22 protein-coding genes are annotated in these 21249 nt (G+C 48.8%); 21 read left to right on the forward strand and 1 reads right to left on the reverse strand.

The features are described from left to right. Positions 1-12 precede the first annotated feature (12 nt). The 20 genes from MHI42_RS24190 (at position 13) to MHI42_RS24285 (ending at position 18182) form a co-directional block, all read left to right on the forward strand. Positions 13-348 (forward strand): hypothetical protein, encoded by a 336-nt coding sequence (locus MHI42_RS24190; protein ID WP_081970300.1) that lies wholly within the window; start codon positions 13-15, stop codon positions 346-348. A 2-nt stretch (positions 349-350) separates the two neighbouring features. After that, positions 351-962: a putative phage tail protein gene (locus MHI42_RS24195; RefSeq protein ID WP_342420861.1), complete on the forward strand. Its 612-nt coding sequence runs from the start codon at positions 351-353 to the stop codon at positions 960-962. 11 nt (positions 963-973) lie between these two features. Next, positions 974-2536, forward strand: coding sequence for a hypothetical protein (locus MHI42_RS24200; RefSeq protein WP_342420862.1), 1563 nt, complete (start codon positions 974-976; stop codon positions 2534-2536). Positions 2537-2542: 6 nt separating this feature from the next. Continuing rightward, on the forward strand, positions 2543-3022 hold the full coding sequence (locus MHI42_RS24205; protein WP_342420863.1) for an XkdW family protein: 480 nt from the start codon (positions 2543-2545) through the stop codon (positions 3020-3022). Positions 3023-3043: 21 nt separating this feature from the next. Further along, entirely contained in the window at positions 3044-3205 is a 162-nt protein-coding gene (locus MHI42_RS24210; protein ID WP_342420864.1) for a hypothetical protein, read from the forward strand. Between the two features lie 88 nt (positions 3206-3293). After that, positions 3294-3608 (forward strand): hypothetical protein, encoded by a 315-nt coding sequence (locus MHI42_RS24215; protein WP_039294205.1) that lies wholly within the window; start codon positions 3294-3296, stop codon positions 3606-3608. Between the two features lies 1 nt (position 3609). After that, positions 3610-3807 carry a hypothetical protein gene (locus MHI42_RS24220; protein ID WP_039294209.1) on the forward strand — a complete coding sequence of 66 codons (198 nt, stop codon included), beginning with the start codon at positions 3610-3612 and terminating at the stop codon, positions 3805-3807. Further along, positions 3794-4186 carry a hypothetical protein gene (locus MHI42_RS24225; protein WP_342420865.1) on the forward strand — a complete coding sequence of 131 codons (393 nt, stop codon included), beginning with the start codon at positions 3794-3796 and terminating at the stop codon, positions 4184-4186. Before MHI42_RS24220 ends, MHI42_RS24225 begins: the two co-directional genes overlap by 14 nt. Next, a complete protein-coding gene (locus MHI42_RS24230; protein WP_342420866.1) occupies positions 4158-4868 on the forward strand; it encodes a M15 family metallopeptidase in 711 nt (236 codons plus the stop codon). The genes MHI42_RS24225 and MHI42_RS24230 overlap by 29 nt, the downstream gene beginning before the upstream one ends. After that, the gene (locus MHI42_RS24235) at positions 4865-5146 is read left to right on the forward strand and encodes a holin (protein WP_342420867.1); all 282 of its coding nucleotides are present in this window, start codon (positions 4865-4867) and stop codon (positions 5144-5146) included. The genes MHI42_RS24230 and MHI42_RS24235 overlap by 4 nt, the downstream gene beginning before the upstream one ends. A gap of 288 nt (positions 5147-5434) precedes the next feature. After that, positions 5435-8227 (forward strand): phosphoenolpyruvate carboxylase, encoded by a 2793-nt coding sequence (ppc, locus tag MHI42_RS24240; protein WP_171717536.1) that lies wholly within the window; start codon positions 5435-5437, stop codon positions 8225-8227. Between the two features lie 34 nt (positions 8228-8261). Continuing rightward, a complete protein-coding gene (locus MHI42_RS24245) occupies positions 8262-8453 on the forward strand; it encodes a hypothetical protein (protein WP_342420868.1) in 192 nt (63 codons plus the stop codon). A 399-nt stretch (positions 8454-8852) separates the two neighbouring features. Further along, positions 8853-9419 (forward strand): RNA polymerase sigma factor SigW, encoded by a 567-nt coding sequence (gene sigW / locus MHI42_RS24250; protein WP_039294228.1) that lies wholly within the window; start codon positions 8853-8855, stop codon positions 9417-9419. A gap of 124 nt (positions 9420-9543) precedes the next feature. Further along, on the forward strand, positions 9544-10158 hold the full coding sequence (locus MHI42_RS24255; RefSeq protein WP_076247115.1) for a zf-HC2 domain-containing protein: 615 nt from the start codon (positions 9544-9546) through the stop codon (positions 10156-10158). 211 nt (positions 10159-10369) lie between these two features. Beyond that, the gene (gene cdaA / locus MHI42_RS24260; RefSeq protein WP_039294234.1) at positions 10370-11200 is read left to right on the forward strand and encodes a diadenylate cyclase CdaA; all 831 of its coding nucleotides are present in this window, start codon (positions 10370-10372) and stop codon (positions 11198-11200) included. Beyond that, complete coding sequence (locus tag MHI42_RS24265) at positions 11193-12641, forward strand: CdaR family protein (RefSeq protein WP_171717537.1); 1449 nt, start codon at positions 11193-11195, stop codon at positions 12639-12641. The genes cdaA and MHI42_RS24265 overlap by 8 nt, the downstream gene beginning before the upstream one ends. Positions 12642-12751: 110 nt before the next feature. Next, a complete protein-coding gene (glmM, locus tag MHI42_RS24270; RefSeq protein WP_342420870.1) occupies positions 12752-14092 on the forward strand; it encodes a phosphoglucosamine mutase in 1341 nt (446 codons plus the stop codon). 747 nt (positions 14093-14839) lie between these two features. Further along, positions 14840-16672, forward strand: coding sequence for a glutamine--fructose-6-phosphate transaminase (isomerizing) (gene glmS / locus MHI42_RS24275; protein WP_342420871.1), 1833 nt, complete (start codon positions 14840-14842; stop codon positions 16670-16672). Between the two features lie 291 nt (positions 16673-16963). Further along, positions 16964-17500, forward strand: coding sequence for a GNAT family N-acetyltransferase (locus tag MHI42_RS24280; protein WP_342420872.1), 537 nt, complete (start codon positions 16964-16966; stop codon positions 17498-17500). Between the two features lie 139 nt (positions 17501-17639). Beyond that, positions 17640-18182 carry an O-acetyl-ADP-ribose deacetylase gene (locus tag MHI42_RS24285; RefSeq protein WP_342420873.1) on the forward strand — a complete coding sequence of 181 codons (543 nt, stop codon included), beginning with the start codon at positions 17640-17642 and terminating at the stop codon, positions 18180-18182. Between the two features lie 94 nt (positions 18183-18276). Here MHI42_RS24285 and MHI42_RS24290 read toward each other — a convergent pair whose 3' ends face one another. Further along, a complete protein-coding gene (locus MHI42_RS24290; RefSeq protein ID WP_342420874.1) occupies positions 18277-19098 on the reverse strand; it encodes a DUF2785 domain-containing protein in 822 nt (273 codons plus the stop codon). Between the two features lie 306 nt (positions 19099-19404). Here MHI42_RS24290 and MHI42_RS24295 point away from each other — a divergent pair, with 306 nt between their 5' ends. Beyond that, positions 19405-21231 carry an APC family permease gene (locus MHI42_RS24295; protein WP_039300618.1) on the forward strand — a complete coding sequence of 609 codons (1827 nt, stop codon included), beginning with the start codon at positions 19405-19407 and terminating at the stop codon, positions 21229-21231. The last annotated feature ends 18 nt before the right edge of the window (positions 21232-21249 follow it).

A 21249-nucleotide genomic window follows, 5' to 3' on the forward strand; every position in this document is an offset into this window, starting at 1 on the left:
GGGGCGGTGACCATGGCACTGAAGACATTGATTCAAATCCGCCGCGGCCTGGAAAGTGCACTGGGTACGCTTGCCGCAGGCGAATTGGGCTACTGCACCGATACAGGCAAGCTCTACATTGGGAATGGCAGCAGCAATTTGCTGCTGGTTGCCGCCCAAAGCACCGGCGACATGCTGAAGAGCATCTATGATACCAATAACAACGGTAAGGTCGATTACGCGCAGGCTGCGGATAGTGTGCCTTGGTCCGGTGTGGACGGCAAGCCATCCGTATTCCCGCCGGCGGCGCACACGCATGAGTATATGCCCAAAGGTCCGCTAACCTGGAATCAGCTTAAGGGGGTGTAGCCGTGGCCTATGGAGACAGTATATATGGCCTTCTGGAATATTCAACAGATGGTGTGACGGGGGAGGGGCCGGAGGTTATTGTCCCGGATCTGATGAAGTACCTGCCGGAGTATTACCAGGGCGTGCCTGAGATGGAGCAGCTGCAGGCGAGTGCCGGTGCGCAGTGCGGTGAGCTTGCCTATGCGATGGCTGACAGCGATGCGCAGAAGACTCTGGAGTCTGCAACCTGGAGTCTATCCCGCTGGGAGCGGATGCTGGCACTGACTTCGGATACGGACAAGTCTTATGCTACCCGCCGGGAGATGATCAAGGCCAAGCTGCGGGGAAGCGGAACGACCACTCCGGAGATGATCCGGCGGACGGCATCCGCTTTTTCCGGCGGGGATGTTGAGGTGGTGGAGGTGCCCGGAGCGTACAGCTTCGAGGTGCGTTTCGTCGGCACGCTGGGCATTCCGGCCAATATGGCGGGTCTGATCCAGATCATGGAGGAGATTAAACCGGCACATCTGGATTATAGCTTCGTGTACAGCTACACCTGGTGGGACTCTGTTAAGACGCTTACCTGGAATAGAGCACATGCCAGAACCTGGAACGAATTAAGAGTATACGAATAGGAGTGTGAGCGATGAAAACAACGGGGAATTTGGGGCTGAAAAAGCCGGATGGCACAGACATTGTAGATATAACGGATTTGAACGGCAATATGGATATTCTGGACACAGCCGTCAAGGCTGTACAGGATCATGCCGCAGATGCAGTTAAGCATATCACGGCTGCTGAGCGCACGGCATGGAATGCCAAGGCATCCACCGCCGCCGCTACTGCGTCCGCCGCCGGGCTGATGGCTGCAGCGGATAAGGCGAAGCTGGATGGTGTGGCTGCCGGGGCAAATAATTATGTACATCCCAATCATACCGGCGATGTAACCAGCACGGGGGATGGTGTTACCGCGATTGCTCCGGGGGTGATTGTGAATGCGGACGTTAATGCCGCTGCAGCGATTGATGCGACTAAGATCGGGACGGGTGTTGTGTCTAATGCGGAGTTCGGGTATTTGGATGGGGTGACCTCGGGGATTCAGGGGCAGCTGAATGGGAAGACGAATCTGACTACTACACCGCAGCAGACTACAACAACCATTACTTACTATGTCCGTACAGATGGAAGTGATAGTAATACGGGGTTAGGCAATGTAGCTGGAATGGCGTTTAAAACGATTGGCAAGGCAATCAGTATGATTCCGAAAATGGTCAATCATACCGCAACTATCAATGTTGCAGCGGGAACGTACGCTGAAGCTATTAGCATCGCAGGGTTTGTAACTACAGAAGACCTTTCGATTGTTGCTTCAGGAGTTGTGAGTGTAACATCGGTAAAGGTAAGCAATTGCCACGGAGTCATCAATATAACAGGATTGACTGCGACAACAACAGCAACTAATACGTTTGAAGTATCTGCATCCAGACGTGTTGTATTCACCTCATGTATTACTACAGCACTTAGTTCCTCTGCCGGGTTTTATGCCGGTGCATCGGATATGTTTGTAAACACCTGCACTATCTCAAATCGAGGCAACGCTGTAGTGGTTTTGGCGGAAAGTATAGCCTATGCAACAGGTAACGCGGGTGTAAATAATGGTGCTGCATACCTATCTGGATTTGCTTCCTATTTTGGATATACAGGAACCGTCCCAGCTGGCGTGATGGTGGCGCAAGACGGTGCAACGCTTGTTCAGGGGAGCGGTGTTCTTAACCCGTGGGGAGATAATACAACGGGTTCGCGAAGCTTGGTCTCTGCGTGGTCTACAAGCGCTCAATCTTTTGTAGCTAATACATGGACAAAAGTAATGTATACCAATGAGGTTTTTGACAACCTAGGAGAGTATAATCCTGCTCTGCATAGATTCACCGCTGCCAAAACTGGGGTTTACTTAGTAACAGCTGCATTAAATCCTCAGGCACCGGGAGCAAATACAACATGCACGTTGTGTGTTTGGGTGAATGGAGGGAGAACTAAGGATTTCGGTTATTCTCAAACGTCCGGCACATCAAGTACGTCATTCCAAGGTAGTGCGGTGGTTAGATTAAACCCGGGTGATTACGTAGAAATCTACGCTTACGCTAACGCCAACATGAATGGGGTGGCGGGTTCGCCGTATCAATATTTTGATGTTGTGCAAGTAGCTTAAGGAGGAATGATGATGAATATAGCATTAGCAATCATGTATCTGTACCCAACCGCCAACCCAACGCGGGATTTCACCGTCCAAGACAACGGCCCAGAACCCGTCCTGCGCAAAGGTGCCGAAGAAAAAGGTCGTGTCCGCTACGAAATCAGATCGCCAGAAGTCGGTGAAGAACCTGTTGAGGGCGTTAACTACCGCTACGGCATCGACTACAATCTTCTAGTAGAAGGAGAGGACTACGATCTCGTAGAACGCGGCCCGTTCATCGCGGTCTGGAATCTCGATGTTCCGCAGCCGACAGAAGCTGAACTACAAGCAGCATGGGATGCTTACCAGGAATACGAGGCAACCAAGCCGCCGGAGCTGACAGAGATTGAGCAACTGCAACAAGAAAATCTGCTGCTGAAAGCTCAGAACAATGCGCTATCCGAACGGGCAGATTTCATTGAAGACATTATTGCCGAAATGGCAATGCAGGTCTATCAATAATGTTTCGTCTTTTATAAGCTCATGCTCATATGGAAAGGTGGTGAGGATTTAATGGCATTATTTTTTGCACAACGTGTTACTCTGGGTAAAACCAAGTATAGTGAAGTACCCTCCACGCTGAAGCCTGCAGTCAAAGAAATTCTGGCAGATAGCGGTCTTGAGTTTCTTGCAACAGAAGAATAGATAACCACGGCGCCCTATAAGGTGTTTTTATTTTGCCCCCGGCCCGTCCGGGGGCATTTCTTTTACCAACTCAGAAGGGAGTGAAGCAATGGACAGCAACGACGTTGCGAATTTGGAGAAGCTGCTGCCTTTGGCAGATAAGTATGGGCTGGCCTACATCATCGCTTTGATTCTGCTGATGATTTTTCTTGTGCTTTTGCGGTCGATTGTGAAGGGGAATCTGGTGCCGCGTGAACTGCTGGAGCGTGCTGAGGAAGACAGGGACAGGCTGCAGAACATCCTCGACAAAGAGCGGTCCGACTTCATGGCACCGACACTTGAAGTGCTGCAGCGATTGAAGATCGACCATTCAGCGGGCAACAAGAATTCGGATGGTATTAATGAAGAAGACAGGGGGGGATAACGTGCTGAGTGAGTGGATCAAGCGACTATCTCCCCTGCACCGGGATAGAGAACGGAAGCTGACGCAAGCGGGAATGAGAGTATCGCTCTCTATCCGAAGGTACAAGAATGTCTCCAAAGAAATTCAGGAGGAAATCAGGAATAACGGGTTCGCCGAGTTCCTAATCTATGATCGGGGGGCAGAGGATGAGCATCATTGATATTGTGTTGTTAATAGCGTATTCCATATCCTTTATCTGTGCGCTGCTGCTGATAGCTGCGCTTTTTTTGTATTTCCGTAAAAGGCTCCGGGCGCGCGTAGTCAGTCTGTTTATGCTGGCAGCATTCTTTTTTCTGGGGGCGTATACCGTTAAGATGGCGGTTGCCTTCTGGATCAGATTCAGCAGCACTTCCGGTTCGGACGCTGTCCTAAGCTCGCTGCAATCGGTGGCCTGGGCCATTGCCCAGACGGGCACTACTGTAGGACTGGTCATTCTGACGCTGTTAATGTACACCAAACGCCAGGATTTGTTCTTGGTACTGTCCGGGATTAGGAAAGGGAGGAATCCGAATGCTGACTCTGACTCAGGTCTTAAATAAATCCGCTGCCCGTCTATCCGGGCTTCATCCCGCTGTACTCGCCGCAGCTACAATGCTGATTGAACGCTGCTATGCTTGCGGTGTTCCCATCCTGATTACCCAAGGGCTGCGGACGACTGCCGAACAGGATACGCTCTACGCCCAGGGACGAACCAAGCCGGGGGCGATTGTCACTAATGCTCGCGGCGGCTACAGCTATCACAATTATGGACTGGCGGTAGATTTTGCGCTGCTGCTTCCGAATGGTTCAAGTGTTTCTTGGGATATGAACAGGGACGGGGACAATGACTGCACGGCTGATTGGCTGGAGGTGGTGCAGCAGGCTAAGGCGATCGGGTTTGAATGGGGCGGGGATTGGACCAGTTTCAAGGATTATCCGCATTTTCAGCTGAGCTTTGGAATGACGCTGGCAGCACTTCGGACAGGAGCGAAGCCTGCTGCGGCGGCAGTAGCGGCGGTGTATGAACGCATCAAGCTCAAGGAGGAACAAACTGTGAAGAGTGAAATTACAGCAACGGTAAAAGTGAACGGTGTGAAGATTACAGAAGGAATAATGGAGAATGGCATTACTTATGCTCCCGTTCGCGTTATTGCCGAAGCCCTGGGGGCACAGGTCGGCTACAATCCGGCCACAAAAACAGTAGATATTACAAGTAGCCACCAGAAGGGAGCGAACTCATGATTAACAGTGAACTATTTAACAACGTGTTAGCCTTTGCTTCAATCCTGGCCGTAGTAATTTTGGCGTTGGTACAGCTGATCAAAAATAACACCCGTCTGCCCCGTAACATTATCCCGTTTGTAGGACTAGGAATTGGACTGCTGGTTGGAGCGGCAGCGTATCCTTTTACGGATCTCGGTATGACCCTTCGCCTCTGGGCAGGGGGGCTTGCCGGACTGTCTGCTACAGGATTATTTGAATTGGCATTCAATAACCGCTCAGGGAATATGATGAAATGAAACGTGACTTATAATTGACGGCCGGCTCTGAGGAGCCGGTTTTTTTGCTGTTTTACGTCATATAATATTACATAGTCACTACATAAAACAGACAATATAAATAGGAAGAGATACATAATTAATTCTGACTGTATAAATAACTGGATTGGTGTATAATCTTAATTGCTGTATCGCTTTACCGCGCAATAAAGTTGAAGATTTCCGGGCGGTTTTATTGTATGATATGAGGAAAGCTTTCAAATAGACAATGTTAAGAGCATTGATCCGGAAGAGGATGGGGGGAGCAGCATGACCGAACTTACGACTACCGTTAGCAAAAGCAACTCCAATAATCTGCTGCGGCGGGACGTACGGTTCCTGGGGAATATTCTGGGCGAAGTCTTGGTACACCAAGGCGGCAACGAACTGCTGGATATCGTGGAGAAGATCCGTGAAACCAGTAAATCGCTGCGCTCATTGTTTTTGCCTGAACTGCACAATGAATTTAAAGAGCTAATTAGTTCACTGGATACGGAGAACCGCCATCAGGTGATACGGGCTTTCGCCATTTATTTTCAATTGGTGAACATAGCCGAGCAGAATCACCGGATTCGCCGTAAGCGCGATTATGAACGTTCTGCCGGGGAGACCGTACAGCCAGGGTCGATCGAAAGCGCGATTCAGGAGCTCCGCGAGCGGGATTTCTCCCACGAGGATGTTCATGAGATCATGAACGGCCTGTCTCTGGAACTAGTTATGACGGCTCACCCTACGGAAGCCATGCGCCGTGCGATTCTCGATATCCACAAACGGATCTCCGATGATGTCATGGGACTGGATAATCCGACTCTGACTTTCCGCGAACGCGAACAACTCCGTGAGAAGCTGCTGAATGAAGTAATTACCCTGTGGCAGACGGATGAGTTACGTGACCGCAAGCCTACCGTGCTCGATGAAGTGCGCAATGGCATGTATTATTTCCATGAGACGATTTTTGAAGTGCTGCCGGATGTGTATCAAGAGCTTGAGCGATGTCTAAGCAAATATTATCCGGGCCAGAACTGGCATGTTCCGACCTATCTGCGTTTCGGTTCATGGATTGGCGGCGACCGTGACGGGAACCCTTCGGTGACTGCGGCCGTAACCTTGCAGACGCTGCGTCTGCAGCGCAAGCTGGCCATTCGTGAATATCAGCGGATTATGCGCGAATTGATGCAGTACCTGAGCTTTAGTACAAGCATCGTCAATGTGACGCCGGAGCTGCTGGAGTCCATTGAGAAGGACCGTAACATTATCAATCTTAACCGGGTTGATGCCTGGCGCAATGATAATGAACCTTACCGGATTAAGCTCAGCTATATGATCTCCAAGACACAGAATGTTCTGGATGATGAGAAAAAAGGTACGCCTGAGCGCTATTCCTCACCAGAGCAATTTATAGATGATTTGAACGTGATTGACCGCAGCCTGCGGCATCACTATGCCGACTATGTAGCAGACACCTACATTAAGAAGCTAATCCGCCAAGTGGAGCTGTTCGGCTTCCATACATCGACCCTGGATGTCCGCCAGCATAGCCAGGAACATGAGAATGCGATGACGGAGATTCTGGCCAAAATGAATGTTACACCGGACTACTCCAAGCTGGAGGAGAAACAAAAGATTGAGCTGCTCGAAAAGCTGCTGAATGATCCGCGTCCGCTGACATCCCCTTACCAGTCTTACAGTGAAGGTACGGAGGAATGCCTTGCGGTATACCGGACGATCTTCCAGGCGCAGGAGGAATACGGCAAACAGTGTATCACAAGCTATCTGATCAGTATGGCGGAAGCAGCCAGTGATATTCTTGAAGTCATGGTATTCTCCAAAGAAGTGGGTCTGTTCCGCAAAGACAACGACGGTACGGTTGTCTGTACTTTGCAGGCGGTGCCGCTGTTTGAAACCATTGACGACCTCCATGATGCACCGCAGATTATGCATACGCTGCTCAGCATGCCGATCTACCGCGATGCCGTTACTGCGATGAATGACCTGCAGGAAATCATGCTTGGTTATTCAGACAGTAATAAGGACGGTGGCGTGGTTACTGCGAACTGGGAGCTGCGCGTTGCCCTGAAGCAGATTACAGCGACTGCCGATGAATTCGGCATTAAGCTGAAGTTCTTCCACGGACGCGGCGGAGCCCTCGGACGCGGCGGTATGCCGCTGAACCGGAGTATTCTGGCCCAGCCGGCTTCCACCATTGGCGGCGGTATTAAGATTACCGAGCAGGGGGAGGTTATCTCTTCCCGGTATTCGATGAAAGGCATTGCTTACCGCAGTCTGGAGCAGGCGACATCTGCTCTGGTTACGGCAGCGATTCACGCCAGATCGCCGCAGGCGGATCTGTATGAAGCGAAGTGGGATGAGATTATTGCCCGCATCTCTGAAGTCTCCCTGAACAAATATCAGGATCTGATCTTCCGTGATCCGGATTTCCTGACGTACTTCAAAGAATCAACCCCGCTGCCGGAGGTTGGGGAACTGAATATAGGTTCACGTCCTTCGAAGCGTAAGAACAGCGAACGCTTCGAGGATCTGCGTGCCATCCCTTGGGTATTCGCCTGGACGCAGAGCCGTTATCTGCTGCCGGCCTGGTATGCGGCCGGAACAGGGCTGCAGAGCTTCTATGAGGATAAAGAGGAGAACCTGAAGATCATGCAGCATATGTATGCCAACTTCTCTTTCTTCACGACCTTGATCGATACCCTGCAGATGGCTATTGCCAAGGCGGATCTCGTAATCGCCAAGGAATATGCCGGAATGGGCAAAAATGAAGAGGCGCGGGTACGTATCTTCGGCCAGATCGAAGCTGAGTTCAAGCTGACCTCCGAGCTGATCCTGAAGATTACCGGCCAGCAGGACATTCTGGATAATGTTCCAGTTATTCAGGAGTCGATCCGCCTGCGTAACCCGTATGTTGATCCGCTCAGCTACCTGCAGGTCCAGCTCCTTGCCGAGCTTCGCGCCCTGCGCGATGCTGAGGGTGATGACGCTGAGCTGCTGCGTGAGGTGCTGCTTACGATCAACGGTATTGCCGCCGGTCTTCGGAATACCGGCTGATGCCTTTGCTCTTTCGATCTTGACCTAGCCGATCTTGATCTTAAAGTCGGCGAAGCCGCTTTGCTTTAAAGGGTTTGACCTTGTTCTTTCGATGATCTTGCTCTTGATCTTCAAAGTCGGCGAAGCCGCTTTAAATGGTTTGTTTGTGTCTGAGGTCGGCGAAGCCGCTTCAGGAAACCCCGTCCCCCTCTTACCCAGAGGATGGACGGGGTTTTTATTTTTCTAAGTGAGGCCGGGAGTCATAGACCCGGCCAAACCCATGCCCTACCCCATTGTTGCCTGAGATATACTTTGGGCAACAAAAAAGAGGTCCACACTGGCTGATGGAGACGGCGGAGCGGAAATTTGGAACTGGAGGAGCGGCAGCGTTCGCCTTTATTGGCAGATTTCGACCGCAGACTGCGGTTCCAATCAGGAAATCTGCCAATAACAGCGACCGGAAGTCCAAATGTTTCGCGCAGTCCGCGACTAATCAGCCTCCCGTCCGCTTTTCAGAGCACAATATATATAAGGTAACAATACAAACCTTGATTTTTGCAAGAACTTGAATTACGATTTAAATGCTTGTACCGTGGATGATCAAGAGCTGAGATACCAAGGGCGGCAAGTCTGGGGGAGTTAACAGGTGGAGAATCTGGAAGGCAGATTGACAAAGCTCGCCTTGAAGGGCGACCAAAGGGCATTTGCCGAGCTTGTGGAACTATATAAAGACAAAATATATCATTTGGCTTACCGTATGCTGAATAACCGCCATGAGGCGGAAGATATTGTTCAGGAAACTTTTTTGCGCGTGTACCGGAATTTGGACCGCTATGATGATAAACAGAAGTTCTCAACGTGGATCTACCGTATCGGCACGAACCTTTGTATTGACCGGCTGCGCAAGCGGCGGCCGACGTATTCACTGGATGCCGAGATGAACGATCAAGAGGGAATTGACGGGTATTCAATGATTCCAAGCGACAATGTGACACCGGAGACGGAACTGCTGCTCTCGGAGACACAGAGCCTCATCTATGAGGCCATTGACAGCCTGCCCGTGAAATACAGGTCGGTGATGATACTGCGCTATCTGCAGGATCTATCGCTTCAGGAGATCAGTGATGTGCTGGATATGCCTGTGACGACGATCAAGACCCGTGTGCATCGCGGACGTGAGTTTTTACGTAAAAAATTAGGCCCTAAATTGTAAAAATAGATTATTTTTTTATGAAACTCCTGCATGGCAGTGACGTATGTAAGTTAAGCAAGTCTTATGCGTCCTGCTCCTATGTCTTGAAAGAATTAAATAAGCACTCATGAAAGGATTGGCTCCTATGGAATGCAAACTGGCCGTCTCTATGATGCACGACTACCTGGATGACGACTTGCCCGAACTGCAGCAGAGGGAATTGAAGGAGCATCTTCTATCCTGTACGGATTGCCGTGCGAAGTTCAAGGAACTGGAACAGACCGATATGCTGATGTTTTCCCTGATGCACCAGACCCCTGTTGCCTCGGAGGATCTTGTAGGCCGGATTATGAATTCATTACCGAAACCCAAGAAGGAAAGAGCTTTTATCACCTGGATCAAACGACATCCGGCGCTTACGGCAGCCTCTGTGTTTATCTTCGTGATGCTGATGAGTTCTGTAACTTTTTGGAATCAGGATAGACAGCTTGTAGTCAGAGGGACTGACCTCGATCAGGTTGTTATCAAAGGGGATACGGTTATCGTACCCTCCGGCAAAATCATTTCCGGGGATCTGACGGTGGAGAACGGTAAAACTCAAGTATACGGGGAAGTCAACGGCAATGTGACGGTGATCGACGGCTCGCTGTATCAGGCTTCAACCGCCCATATTTCCGGGCAAGTCAAAAGCATAGACCAAGCGGTAAGTTGGCTCTGGTATAAAGTGACGAACATGTTCTCTGAAGTTGCCTACCGATAGCTAATGTTGGTCGCTTGTAGCAGAAAACTCATTTGCGCCTCTTTTTCCGGAAAGATGGCGCTTTTTTGTTGCCTGAAAACACCAGTTTTGCAATTTGCTTCAGCCCTAAACTTGCAACCGGAGGCTGAACGTTATAACCTAGATATGATAAAGTGCTAACAGACAATTTACATAAACCCAGCTAATTTTGAAATGACGGGGGTTTTCGGCAATGAGTTATTTTACCGACCTTACATGGAAAGAGTCCATTAAAGATATAATCGATATTCTGATTGTCAGTTACATCATCTATAAAGTTCTGAATATGGTGCGCGGTACGCGGGCCGTTCAGCTCCTGAAGGGGATTCTGGTCCTGGTTGTAATCTGGGGGGGCAGTACCCTGTTGGATTTGTACACGCTCAAATGGCTGATGAACCAGATGTTTACGTTTGGGGTATTTGCGATCTTTATTATTTTTCAGCCGGAACTGCGCAGGGGGCTGGAACAGCTCGGCCGGGGGAAATTCTTCGGGCGGACTGCGGAGAATGATGAAGAGATCAGTAAATTAATCGGTGAAGTTATTAAAGCGGTGAATTATTTAGCTGTGCGCAAAATCGGGGCATTAATCGTCTTCGAGCGGTCTACGGGACTCAACGAATATACGGAATCCGGTATTGCTATGCGTTCTGAGGTCAGCTCCGAACTGCTGATTAACATATTCATTCCGAATACACCGCTGCACGACGGGGCGCTGATTATGCAGGGGAGCCAGATTGCTGCAGCCGCCTGTTACCTGCCATTGTCAGAGAATCCATTTATCAGCAAGGAGCTCGGAACAAGGCATCGCGCCGCCATCGGCATTAGTGAAGTGGCAGACTCCGTATCTGTTGTCGTCTCCGAGGAGACCGGACAGATCTCTCTGGCCATTAACGGACAAATCGTCCGGGATATCAAGGAAGAGTCGCTGATCTCGAAGCTGCATCAAGAGCTGAGTGCAAGCTCACTCCTGAAGGATAAAAGTTCCGCTTTCTGGAAATGGAGGGGGACTAAGAACAATGGATAAATGGATGAAGAATAATAACTTCAACAAAATTCTTGCGCTTGCCCTCAGTATTATTCTCTGGACCATTGTGCATGTAGATACGGCGCCGGCGAATCAGACTACGGTTAATACCGAATCGAAGACCATCGAGAATGTCAAAGTGGAGATCGAAGGCTTCGATAGTGATACCTATGTGCTGACGAAGGATGTAGAGAGCGTCAGGATGGAGGTAAGGGGCAAAAAGTCCGATCTTACCTACAAGTTCTCCGATGCCTACCGGGTGTGGCTGGATCTTAGTGATGTGAAACCCGGCGACAATACGCTTCCCTTAATGTATTCGACGCCGAGTGGTGTAACCTTGGATGATATGGTGCCGAATCAGGTGAATGTGCATATTGAGCTGCGGACGACCAAGTCTTTTCCGGTTACCCTGAATATCACGGGGGAGCCTGCAGCAGGCTATGAAGTGGGGACTCCGGTGGTTGATCCGTTATCGGCAGAGGTGACCCTTCCGGCCAGTGAACTCGGACGGGTAGCGAAGGTACAGGGGAATATTGAGCTGGATGGCGAGAATGAGCCGTTCAGTGAGAAGAAGCTGAAGCTCTATGCTTATGACAGTGAAGGGAACGAGCTGAAGGATGCTGTGATCGAGCCTTCAACAGTGGGTGTAGAGCTGCCTATTACGCTTCCGTCCAAAACACTGCCGCTGGATATCAGCTTTACCGGCAGTCTGCCCGGTTCACTGGTCCTGTCCCGGGTTACGCCTGAACAGGATATGGTGACTGTATATGGCAGCGCGGAGACTTTGCAGAACCTATCCTCCTATGAGGCGGTTCTTAATCTAAGCTCCATTACAGCTGCCGGTACAGAACAACTGAAGCTGGAGTTGAAGCCGCCGGAGGGGACCGGGAAGATCGAGCCTGCGGCCATGAATGTATCGGTCTCAACAGCGGAGATCGCCCAGCGGACGATCTCCGCTGTGCCTATTAAGCTGGAGGGGGTAGGCAACGGGCTGACAGCCCTTATATTAGATCCTGTGAGCACTTCCATGGATCTGACGGTATCGGGTGCGCCTACCCTGCTGGACCAGCTGGACCAGGATAATGTCAGTGTGGTTGCTGATGTGGGCGGGCTTACGGCTGGAATTCATGATATTCCGCTGCAGGTCTCCCTTCCCCGGTTCATAGCACTGCAGAATGACGGTCCGCAGCTTACGGTAAAGGTAGAACTGCTCGCTCCAGCTACACCGGAGCCTTCTGCCGGAGCTGACAACAGCACGGCTGTTCCTACTACGGAGCCCAGTGCTGAGCCGGCTGCTGTTGAGGAGACGCCCCTAGAGCCGTCTCCTACCCACACTGACGAGTCTGTAGAGCCGACCCCGACTCCTTCACACACTCCTGCAGAGAACGCGGCTACACCGGCAGCAGGCGGCAATAACGCCGCCAGTACGGGTGGAACGTAACTTTTTGTTCAAGAACACGTCTATTTATATGCATCTCATATACACGGAATAAAGAATCAATCATACTATAATTTATTAAGCTGAAGCAGCGTATTAAAAGGAGAAAAAAGATGGGTAAGTATTTCGGAACAGATGGCGTGCGCGGAGTCGCAAACCGTGAATTAACAGCAGAGATGGCCTACAGCATTGGACGCTGCGGGGGATATGTACTGGCAGGAAATGTGGAAAAGCCTAAGGTCGTAATTGGGATGGATACACGGATTTCCGGTCCGCTCCTGGAATCGGCACTGATTGCCGGCTTATTGTCCATTGGCGCGGATGTGATCCGCCTGGGTGTGGTATCTACACCTGCGGTTGCTTATATTACAAGATTGCTCAAGGCTGATGCCGGTGTCATGATTTCAGCTTCGCATAACCCGGTGGAGGATAACGGGATTAAGTTTTTTGGCGGAGACGGCTTCAAATTGACTGATGAAACAGAGCTGCGGATTGAAGAGCTGATGGATGCCGAGCAGGATGAGCTGCCGCGTCCGGTCGGATCGGGTCTCGGTACGCTTCGGGTAGATAATGATGCGAAATATCTGTATCTGGAATATCTGAAAACAACGATCGACCAGAACTTCAAGGGCATTAAGGTAGTACTGGACTGTGCGCACGGCGCGGCTTATGAGCTGGCGCCACGGCTGTTCAGCGAGCTGGGAGCCGAAGTAATCTCCATCGGTGCAGAGCCGGACGGGCTTAATATTAATGACGGATTCGGTTCCACACATCCGGAGACCCTGCGTGCGGAAGTACTGCGCCACGGGGCGGACCTGGGACTCGCTTTTGACGGCGATGCCGACCGCCTGATTGCTATCGATGAGAACGGCGATGAGGTTGACGGCGACTTTATCCTCTGCATTTGCGGGGATGCCATGAACCGTGCGGGTAAGCTGAAGGATGGTACAATTGTATCCACCGTAATGAGCAATATCGGATTCTACAAAGCTACAGAGAAATTATCGCTGAATACAGCGAAGACTGCGGTCGGCGACCGGTATGTCATGGAAGAAATGCGCCGTGGCGGCTATAATCTGGGCGGAGAACAATCCGGCCATGTAATCTTCCTGGACTACAATACGACAGGTGACGGTATTCTGACGGCGATTCAACTGGTCAATACGATGAAGACTTCCGGCAAGAAGCTTAGCACGCTGAAGTCCATGATGACCAAATATCCGCAGGTACTGGTAAATGTGCGTGTGCAGGACAAAACCAATTATCCGAACAATCCGGCGATTGAAGCCGCGATCATAGAAGTGGAAGGCAAGCTGGGCGACAACGGGCGTGTGTTGGTGCGTCCTTCGGGAACCGAGCCGCTGATCCGTGTAATGGCGGAAGGGCCGGATAAGGCCGAGCTTGATCTTTTTGTAGGACAGATTGTTGAAGTGGTTCAGCGCGAGCTGGTGTAATTACGCTAATAAGGCAAAAATGGGCAGCCGGTGGACGGAGGGGGAATGTTCGTTCACCGGCTGAACCTTTAGTGTGGACGATGTTTTCAATTGAAATGGATGAAAAAGGTTTTCTTTGCCGCATCATTGCCAAAACGATGTAAGGTGCATATAATAGACTAAGTGTCATTCCAGAAGGAAAGCGGGGATAGTAAGGTTGAAGCAATGCAAGCGCCAGAGCTTGATCTTGCGCGGGGGAGAAGGGAAGACCGGAAGCTGCCATTAAGGGCAGAACGGCCTGAACGGATCACGGCAGATGTAAGCTGACGAGGTGGAGGTGTTCGAAATGTTCGGCGGGGACCTCCCGGTGATGCACCAGAGCCGTAAATGGAAGCGGAAAATGCGAGGGCGACCTCTCACACAACGCTCCTGTGGGTGCCAATTGAAATGTACAAATCATGGGTATGCGCATATGCAGGAAACGCAGATGGTTCTGCCACGGCAGAGGAGAAGACTGTGCATTTTCAAAAGATAAGAATTTATAGGCTTCACGCTATAAATGTCCCTTATCTTTCTCGCTGAAACGGTACCGTCCTTGAAAAGGACGACAAAGCCGTTTCTACTTGTGACTATAGATGCAAGTGACAGGTTATTTTGTTGAGCTGTAACGGACAACAACATATTTGCTTTTCTTCAAAACATGCCGTACGGCACGTTTCTTTCCTCATGGCCGCCCTTACTACGAAAAATTGGACGGAGGAAAATATAATGTGTGGTATTGTAGGATATATTGGTAATCAGAATTCGCAGGGGATCTTGGTCGAGGGTTTGAAGAAGCTGGAGTATCGCGGGTATGATTCCGCAGGTATTGCCGTATTCACCAAGGAAGGTCTGCAGGTTGTAAAAGCACAGGGCCGTATGGCGAACCTGGAATCCCGTCTCGAAGCAACTCCGCTGACAGGCAGCGCAGGAATTGGCCACACCCGCTGGGCTACACACGGCAAGCCATCCGATGAGAACTCTCATCCGCACACAGATAACACCCACAAATTCTCGGTAGTTCATAACGGGATTGTTGAGAACTATCTGGATCTCAAGGAAGAACTGATTGCCGGAGGAGCTAATTTCTCTTCCGAAACAGATACCGAAGTTATCTCCCATCTGATTGCGCGTGAATACAATGGGGATATCGTGAAGGCTGTGCAAAAAGCGATCACTTACATGCGCGGAGCGTTCGCACTGGGTGTTCTGACTGAATACGAACCGGATAAACTGGTAGCAGTACGTCAGGCCAGCCCGCTTATTATCGGTCTTGGAGAAGGCGAAAACTTTATCGGGTCTGATATTCCTGCACTGCTGGAATACACCCGCAACGTATATATTCTGAACGACGGCGAAATGGCTGTATTGACACGGGATGCTGTCGAATTAATGACGATTGAAGGCAACTTTATTTCTCGGGAAATGATTACTGTCGATTGGGATGCTGTTACCGCAGAAAAAGGCGGTTATGAGCACTTCATGCTGAAAGAAATCCACGAGCAGCCAAAGGCTTACCGCGATACCATGCGCGGACGCATGAATGCTGCAGGCAACAAAGTCATTCTGCCTGAGCTTAACCTGACAGAAGAACAAATCAAGAACATCCGCAACATTCAGATCGTAGCTTGCGGTACTGCTTATAATGCTGGTCTCGTAGGACGTAACCTGATTGAGTCTCTGGTACGTATTCCGGTAGAGAATGACATTGCCTCCGAATACCGTTACCGTGCGCCAATCGTGACTCCGGAAACACTGGTTATCGTAGTCAGCCAATCCGGTGAAACTGCAGATACACTGGCTGCTCTTCGCGAAGGTCAAGCCAACGGAGCCCATGTTCTGGCAATCACTAACGTAGTAGGCAGCTCCATTGCCCGGGAAGCCAACAGTGTACTGGTAACACTGGCTGGTCCGGAAATCGCAGTAGCATCGACCAAAGCTTATACTTCCCAGCTGATCGCATTCACGTTGCTGGGTCTGTACCTGGCTGAAGTACGCGGCACGCAGTCTGAACCAGAAGTGGCTAAGATTCTCGCAGCTATGCAGTCCCTGCCTGAGCAAGTAGAAGTAATCCTGGCTCAGAAAGACGCAATCAAAGCTTACGCTGAGCAAATCGCTGAGCACAAACACCTGTTCTTCATCGGCCGCGGTGTAGATTATGCAGTAGCCCAAGAAGGCTCGCTGAAGCTGAAAGAAATCTCTTACATTCACTCCGAAGCTTATGCTGCGGGTGAACTGAAGCATGGTACACTGGCGCTGATCGAAGAAGGCGTTCCTGTCATTGCCCTGGCAACTCAGGAAACCGTACTTGAGAAGACCGTCAGCAACATCAAAGAAGTGAAGGCCCGCGGCGCACATGTCCTGGCGATCACTCATGAAGAGCACAAAAACGACCTGCTCAGATCTGTTGACCAAGTGTTCGTGATTCCTCAGACTCTGCCGCTGCTGACCGCTACTTTGTCTGTAGTGTCGCTGCAGTTGCTGGCTTACTACGCGTCATTGGCTCTGGGTCATGATGTGGATAAGCCAAGAAACTTGGCTAAGAGTGTTACTGTGGAGTAAGGGTATTGTTACTGAACATGTGTCCAAGAGTTTGGATACTTTAGAGTTATGAGTGGTCTGATGTAAAATTTCAGACAACAAGCCAGACATCATGCGCCGTCCTGAAATCTCAGGACGGCTTTTTTTTGATGGAGGACAAACCCAAATTATTAAACAATTAATATTGTTAAGAGAAAATGCTTCATTAACTAACAGGGGAGAATAACGTGAAAAGTGATAAAACTAAAAATTTCTAATTATGGTAACCTGTAATTGTGAATGCTTTTAATTTGAATAAGTGAGGGTTTATTAATGAGTGACTTGAACACTGTTTATATCGAAACAGAAAGGCTGGTCGTCAGAACTTTTGACGATAATGATTTCGAGCAATTCGAAAGGCTTTTGGATTTGTATGGAGGTTGGCAAATGCAGAAGCCAAGGGCAAAAGAGTTTTTTAATTGGCACCTTTCTAACTATAAAAATATGGATATTATAACTGGAACATTATGCTTAGGTGTTTTTGAAAAAGAAACAGGTGATATTCTTGGCCAGGTCGCTGCACAAGAACATGATGAGTTACATGAACCTGAATTTGGCTATGGAATCCTCCCATGTGCAAGAGGGAAAGGTTATGCTAAGGAGGCTGCAAAGGGAACACTTGAATGGATAGCGGGAAAATACGATATTCCCTATATCATTGGAACCGTTGAGCTTGACAACATCCCATCTCAAAGGGTTCTTGAATACTGCGGATTCCAGCTTATGGATGAGCAAAATTTGCTGATTCATATATTAAATGAGCGACATGATTTTAAGTATTACCGGTATTATTTGAGTCCTCCTGAATAGGCCGATATGCAATATATCGACACAAAGGCAGTCGGTTAATAATCGGCTGCCTTTGTTCAACGAAAGGGCAGGATAGCTCAATAATTCCGCGAATATTCTACATATGTGGTTATTTACGAAGTACTATTGGAGGTTATTCATGGAAGTTATTATGAAAGACTCAATCGTTCAGTTGGTCCGGGGAGATATAACTAAAACGGAAGTAGAAGCAATAGTCAATGCTGCCAACACTAGTCTGTTGGGTGGAGGCGGCGTAGACGGTGCTATCCATAGAGCTGGGGGGAAAACAATATTAGAAGAGTGCATGAAGATCCGCAATCAACAGGGTGGCTGTGCAGTTGGAGAAGCGGTAGTTACCACAGGAGGGAACTTGAAGAGCCGTTTGGTTATCCATACCGTGGGGCCCGTTTGGAATGGCGGATTGAACAATGAGGAACAAAAGCTAAAAGACTGTTACAGGAATTCATTAACGCAAGCGGAGTTAAACGAAGCTACAAGTATTGCTTTTCCAAATATAAGTACAGGTATATACAAATATCCGAAAGACTTAGCCTGCTACATAGCCGTAGAGGAAGTGTCTAAGTATTTATTAAATAAGGAAACAAATATTAAAAAAGTAGTATTTGTATGTTTTGATGAAGAAAATTTTGAAATATACAAGAATGAACTAAAGAAGTATTGAATTGACTAATTAGAGATTGACTAATTCACTAAAAAATAAAGCGAATGGCTCCACCTTTATCATCAAAGGGCGGAGCCATTTGTGATTTCTTTAATCAGCAATAATACACTTTCTCTACCTTATATAAAGTATCCTCAATAACCGGGCAGAGAGCAGCATCTGCTTTGTAGAATTTTACCCGGAAATATAAGCTTTTCAGGAAATTCTTAATATTATTTTTTTGCCTGAAGGAAGGCAGGAAGTCTGGACTTGTCTCCACATCACCGAAACGCTGGATCCATTGCTCTACGTCAGTCTGACTGAGCAGTTTTCTGTTTAAAATACTGATTACGGGTCTGACCATCCGCTCATCCTCACCATCGGAGTAAACCCGTTCGGTTATGGTCATCTTGTCGTAAACCAGATCGAGGATGGTGAAGAGGTCAGCTTGATCCAATTCGGAACATTGGGCTAAATCATCTAATGCATCTGCCCCATGGGCTATGGCATGAGCCCAGCCCTTTTCTTCGTCATACCCGCGGTAATCCTGCTCTTCCTGCACACTGTAGAACACTTTCTCTTTGATCTGGTGAACTTGCTCTTTTGAGAGGAATGGGGATTCCCTATGCTTCATGATGAGGAGCGGGATGACCAGCATAGAGAAAGACCGTGTGAATACAGAGTCTGTATTGCCTTCACCAAGCTTATAGTGCAAATGGTCAGTATCCAATAGGGCAGGGAGAAGTTGCTCCAGCTCGTCTTCGGAAAACGAATTACCGGGAATCCAGTGGGATAGGGTTGTATAGATTAGATCATCACGCAGCTCGGCATCCAAGGAGCCGATGTTATGTATCATTTCTTGTACCAGCTGGAAGGGTTCCGCAGGTGTCTGGTAGTCATTTTCTTTGATTAGGATCAACTGATCTTTTAAATTCATGGTTTGCGCTCCTACTGGGTATTTTCCGGACTCTTCTCTTACTAAAAGATATAGGCACGATGGGATACAACTTCATCATATCTTAATGCAATCTTAATGTCTTTGAGGAATCCTTAACGCTATATTAATGCCGGAAATGATAGGCTGAACTTGGAAGTAAATCATAGTTTACTCCGCAGAATTCGAACAGTTCCTTGCCTCTATAATCACGGAATATTCTTCTGTGGTCTTTTTGTTGTGTCTGAGTAAGGTACAGATGCTGCACTATCAAGAATTTTACAAAATAATAAGCGAGTGGTGAAACCCGTGATCTCATTTTTAAAACGATTTCTGATCGGCAGGCCCTTAAAGTCTACTGAGTTAGGGGAGCAAAAGCTAAATAAAAAGAAAGCGCTGGCCATACTGTCTTCAGATGCCTTGTCTTCCGTTGCGTACGGGCCGGAACAAATCTTGATTGTTCTCGTTACGATTGGAGCCGCTGCCTTCTGGTACTCCATCCCGATTGCGATTGGCGTATTAGTATTGTTAACCGCACTCATTTTGTCCTACCGGCAGATTATTTTTGCTTATTCGCATGGTGGTGGAGCCTATGTGGTATCCAAGGAAAACTTGGGGAAATACCCCGGACTGATTGCCGGCGGTTCGCTGTTGGTGGACTATATTTTGACGGTGGCTGTAAGTATATCGGCCGGCGCGGACGCAATTACCTCAGCTTTTCCAAGCCTGCATGAGCATAAAGTAGTTATCGCTATCGTCTTCGTGATCCTGATTACGATTCTGAACTTAAGGGGTGTCACGGAATCCGCTTCCGTACTTGCTTATCCGGTTTATTTATTCGTGCTGGCTTTATTCATTCTAATTGGTACAGGTTTGTATAACATTTTAACCGGTAACGTTCCGGCAGAGCTGCATACCTCATTGGGTACGCCGGTAGCGGGGATCAGTCTATTCCTGCTGCTGCGCGCGTTTTCTTCCGGGAGCTCTGCGTTAACGGGTGTAGAAGCGATATCCAATGCCATTCCGAATTTCAAAAGTCCGGAGGCTTCTAACGCCGCCAAAACCTTAGTAGCCATGGGAGCCTTACTTGCTGTTATGTTCTCAGGAATTGTAGTGCTGGCCTATTATTATGGTATAGCTCCCCGTGCTGATGTGACGGTCGTGTCGCAAATTGCTGAGCAAACGTTCGGCCGGAATGCGATGTATTTCTTCATACAGGGAACCACTGCATTAATACTGATTCTGGCTGCCAACACCGGATATTCCGCATTCCCATTGCTGGCTGTGAATCTGGCCAAGGATAAGTTCATTCCGCGGATGTTCACCATGCGTGGAGACCGGCTGGGTTACTCTAACGGCATTATCATCCTGGGTGTTCTTTCTATGGTCCTGATTTATGTATTTGAAGGGAAGACAGAGCAGTTGATCCCACTTTATGCTGTAGGTGTGTTCATTCCCTTTACGCTGTCACAGACAGGGATGATGGTTAAGTGGCTCCGGGAAAAACAGGCGGGCTGGCTGCAAAAATTCATCATCAACACCGTTGGTGCTCTAATCAGCCTTATTGTTACGATGATGTTCTTCTTGACCAAGTTCACACAGGTCTGGCCGGTCTTTGTATTTTTGCCGATTCTCCTTCTGGTGTTCCACCGGATTCATAAGCATTACGAGGCCGTTGCCGACCAGCTCAGAATAACGACCTGTGAGGAAACGATTAAGATTGAAGGCAATGTAATCATCGTGCCGGTTGCCGGAATCACTCATGTGGTGATGAACTCCTTGGAATATGCCAAATCGCTGAATCCGCAGCAGATTATCGCCGTGTATGTGCCCTTCGAAAGAGAAGAGGAAGCCATATTCGAGGAGAAATGGAAAAAGTGGCAGCCGGAAATAAGATTAGTGACACTGTATACTCCCTATAGAAGCATCGTACAACCGTTGACTAAATTCATTGATACGATCAATTGGAAGGCCGCAGAGTTGAATCATAGGGTAACGGTCATCATTCCACAGTTCATTCCGAAGAAAGGCTGGCATAACATCCTTCATAATCAATCAAGTTTGCTGATACGTGCCCGGTTACTGTTCCGCAGCGATGTTATTGTCACTACAGTGCCTTATCATTTGAAGAAGTAATGTATTATAAAAAAAGCC

The sequence above is a fragment of the Paenibacillus sp. FSL E2-0178 genome (genome assembly GCF_038593005.1).
GTDB classification, from domain to species: Bacteria; Bacillota; Bacilli; order Paenibacillales; family Paenibacillaceae; genus Paenibacillus_AQ; species Paenibacillus_AQ phytohabitans.

Coding starts and splice junctions, on each gene's coding strand:
- MHI42_RS24205 (WP_342420863.1), top strand. CDS start 2,543: ATGATGATGAATATAGCATTAGCAATCATGTATCTGTACCCAACCGCC.
- cdaA (WP_039294234.1), top strand. CDS start 10,370: ATGAGTTATTTTACCGACCTTACATGGAAAGAGTCCATTAAAGATATA.
- MHI42_RS24265 (WP_171717537.1), top strand. CDS start 11,193: ATGGATAAATGGATGAAGAATAATAACTTCAACAAAATTCTTGCGCTT.
- MHI42_RS24215 (WP_039294205.1), top strand. CDS start 3,294: ATGGACAGCAACGACGTTGCGAATTTGGAGAAGCTGCTGCCTTTGGCA.
- ppc (WP_171717536.1), top strand. CDS start 5,435: ATGACCGAACTTACGACTACCGTTAGCAAAAGCAACTCCAATAATCTG.
- MHI42_RS24210 (WP_342420864.1), top strand. CDS start 3,044: ATGCTCATATGGAAAGGTGGTGAGGATTTAATGGCATTATTTTTTGCA.
- MHI42_RS24290 (WP_342420874.1), bottom strand. CDS start 19,098: ATGAATTTAAAAGATCAGTTGATCCTAATCAAAGAAAATGACTACCAG.
- MHI42_RS24230 (WP_342420866.1), top strand. CDS start 4,158: ATGCTGACTCTGACTCAGGTCTTAAATAAATCCGCTGCCCGTCTATCC.
- MHI42_RS24255 (WP_076247115.1), top strand. CDS start 9,544: ATGGAATGCAAACTGGCCGTCTCTATGATGCACGACTACCTGGATGAC.
- MHI42_RS24225 (WP_342420865.1), top strand. CDS start 3,794: ATGAGCATCATTGATATTGTGTTGTTAATAGCGTATTCCATATCCTTT.
- MHI42_RS24280 (WP_342420872.1), top strand. CDS start 16,964: ATGAGTGACTTGAACACTGTTTATATCGAAACAGAAAGGCTGGTCGTC.
- glmS (WP_342420871.1), top strand. CDS start 14,840: ATGTGTGGTATTGTAGGATATATTGGTAATCAGAATTCGCAGGGGATC.
- MHI42_RS24190 (WP_081970300.1), top strand. CDS start 13: ATGGCACTGAAGACATTGATTCAAATCCGCCGCGGCCTGGAAAGTGCA.
- MHI42_RS24235 (WP_342420867.1), top strand. CDS start 4,865: ATGATTAACAGTGAACTATTTAACAACGTGTTAGCCTTTGCTTCAATC.
- MHI42_RS24200 (WP_342420862.1), top strand. CDS start 974: ATGAAAACAACGGGGAATTTGGGGCTGAAAAAGCCGGATGGCACAGAC.
- MHI42_RS24285 (WP_342420873.1), top strand. CDS start 17,640: ATGGAAGTTATTATGAAAGACTCAATCGTTCAGTTGGTCCGGGGAGAT.
- glmM (WP_342420870.1), top strand. CDS start 12,752: ATGGGTAAGTATTTCGGAACAGATGGCGTGCGCGGAGTCGCAAACCGT.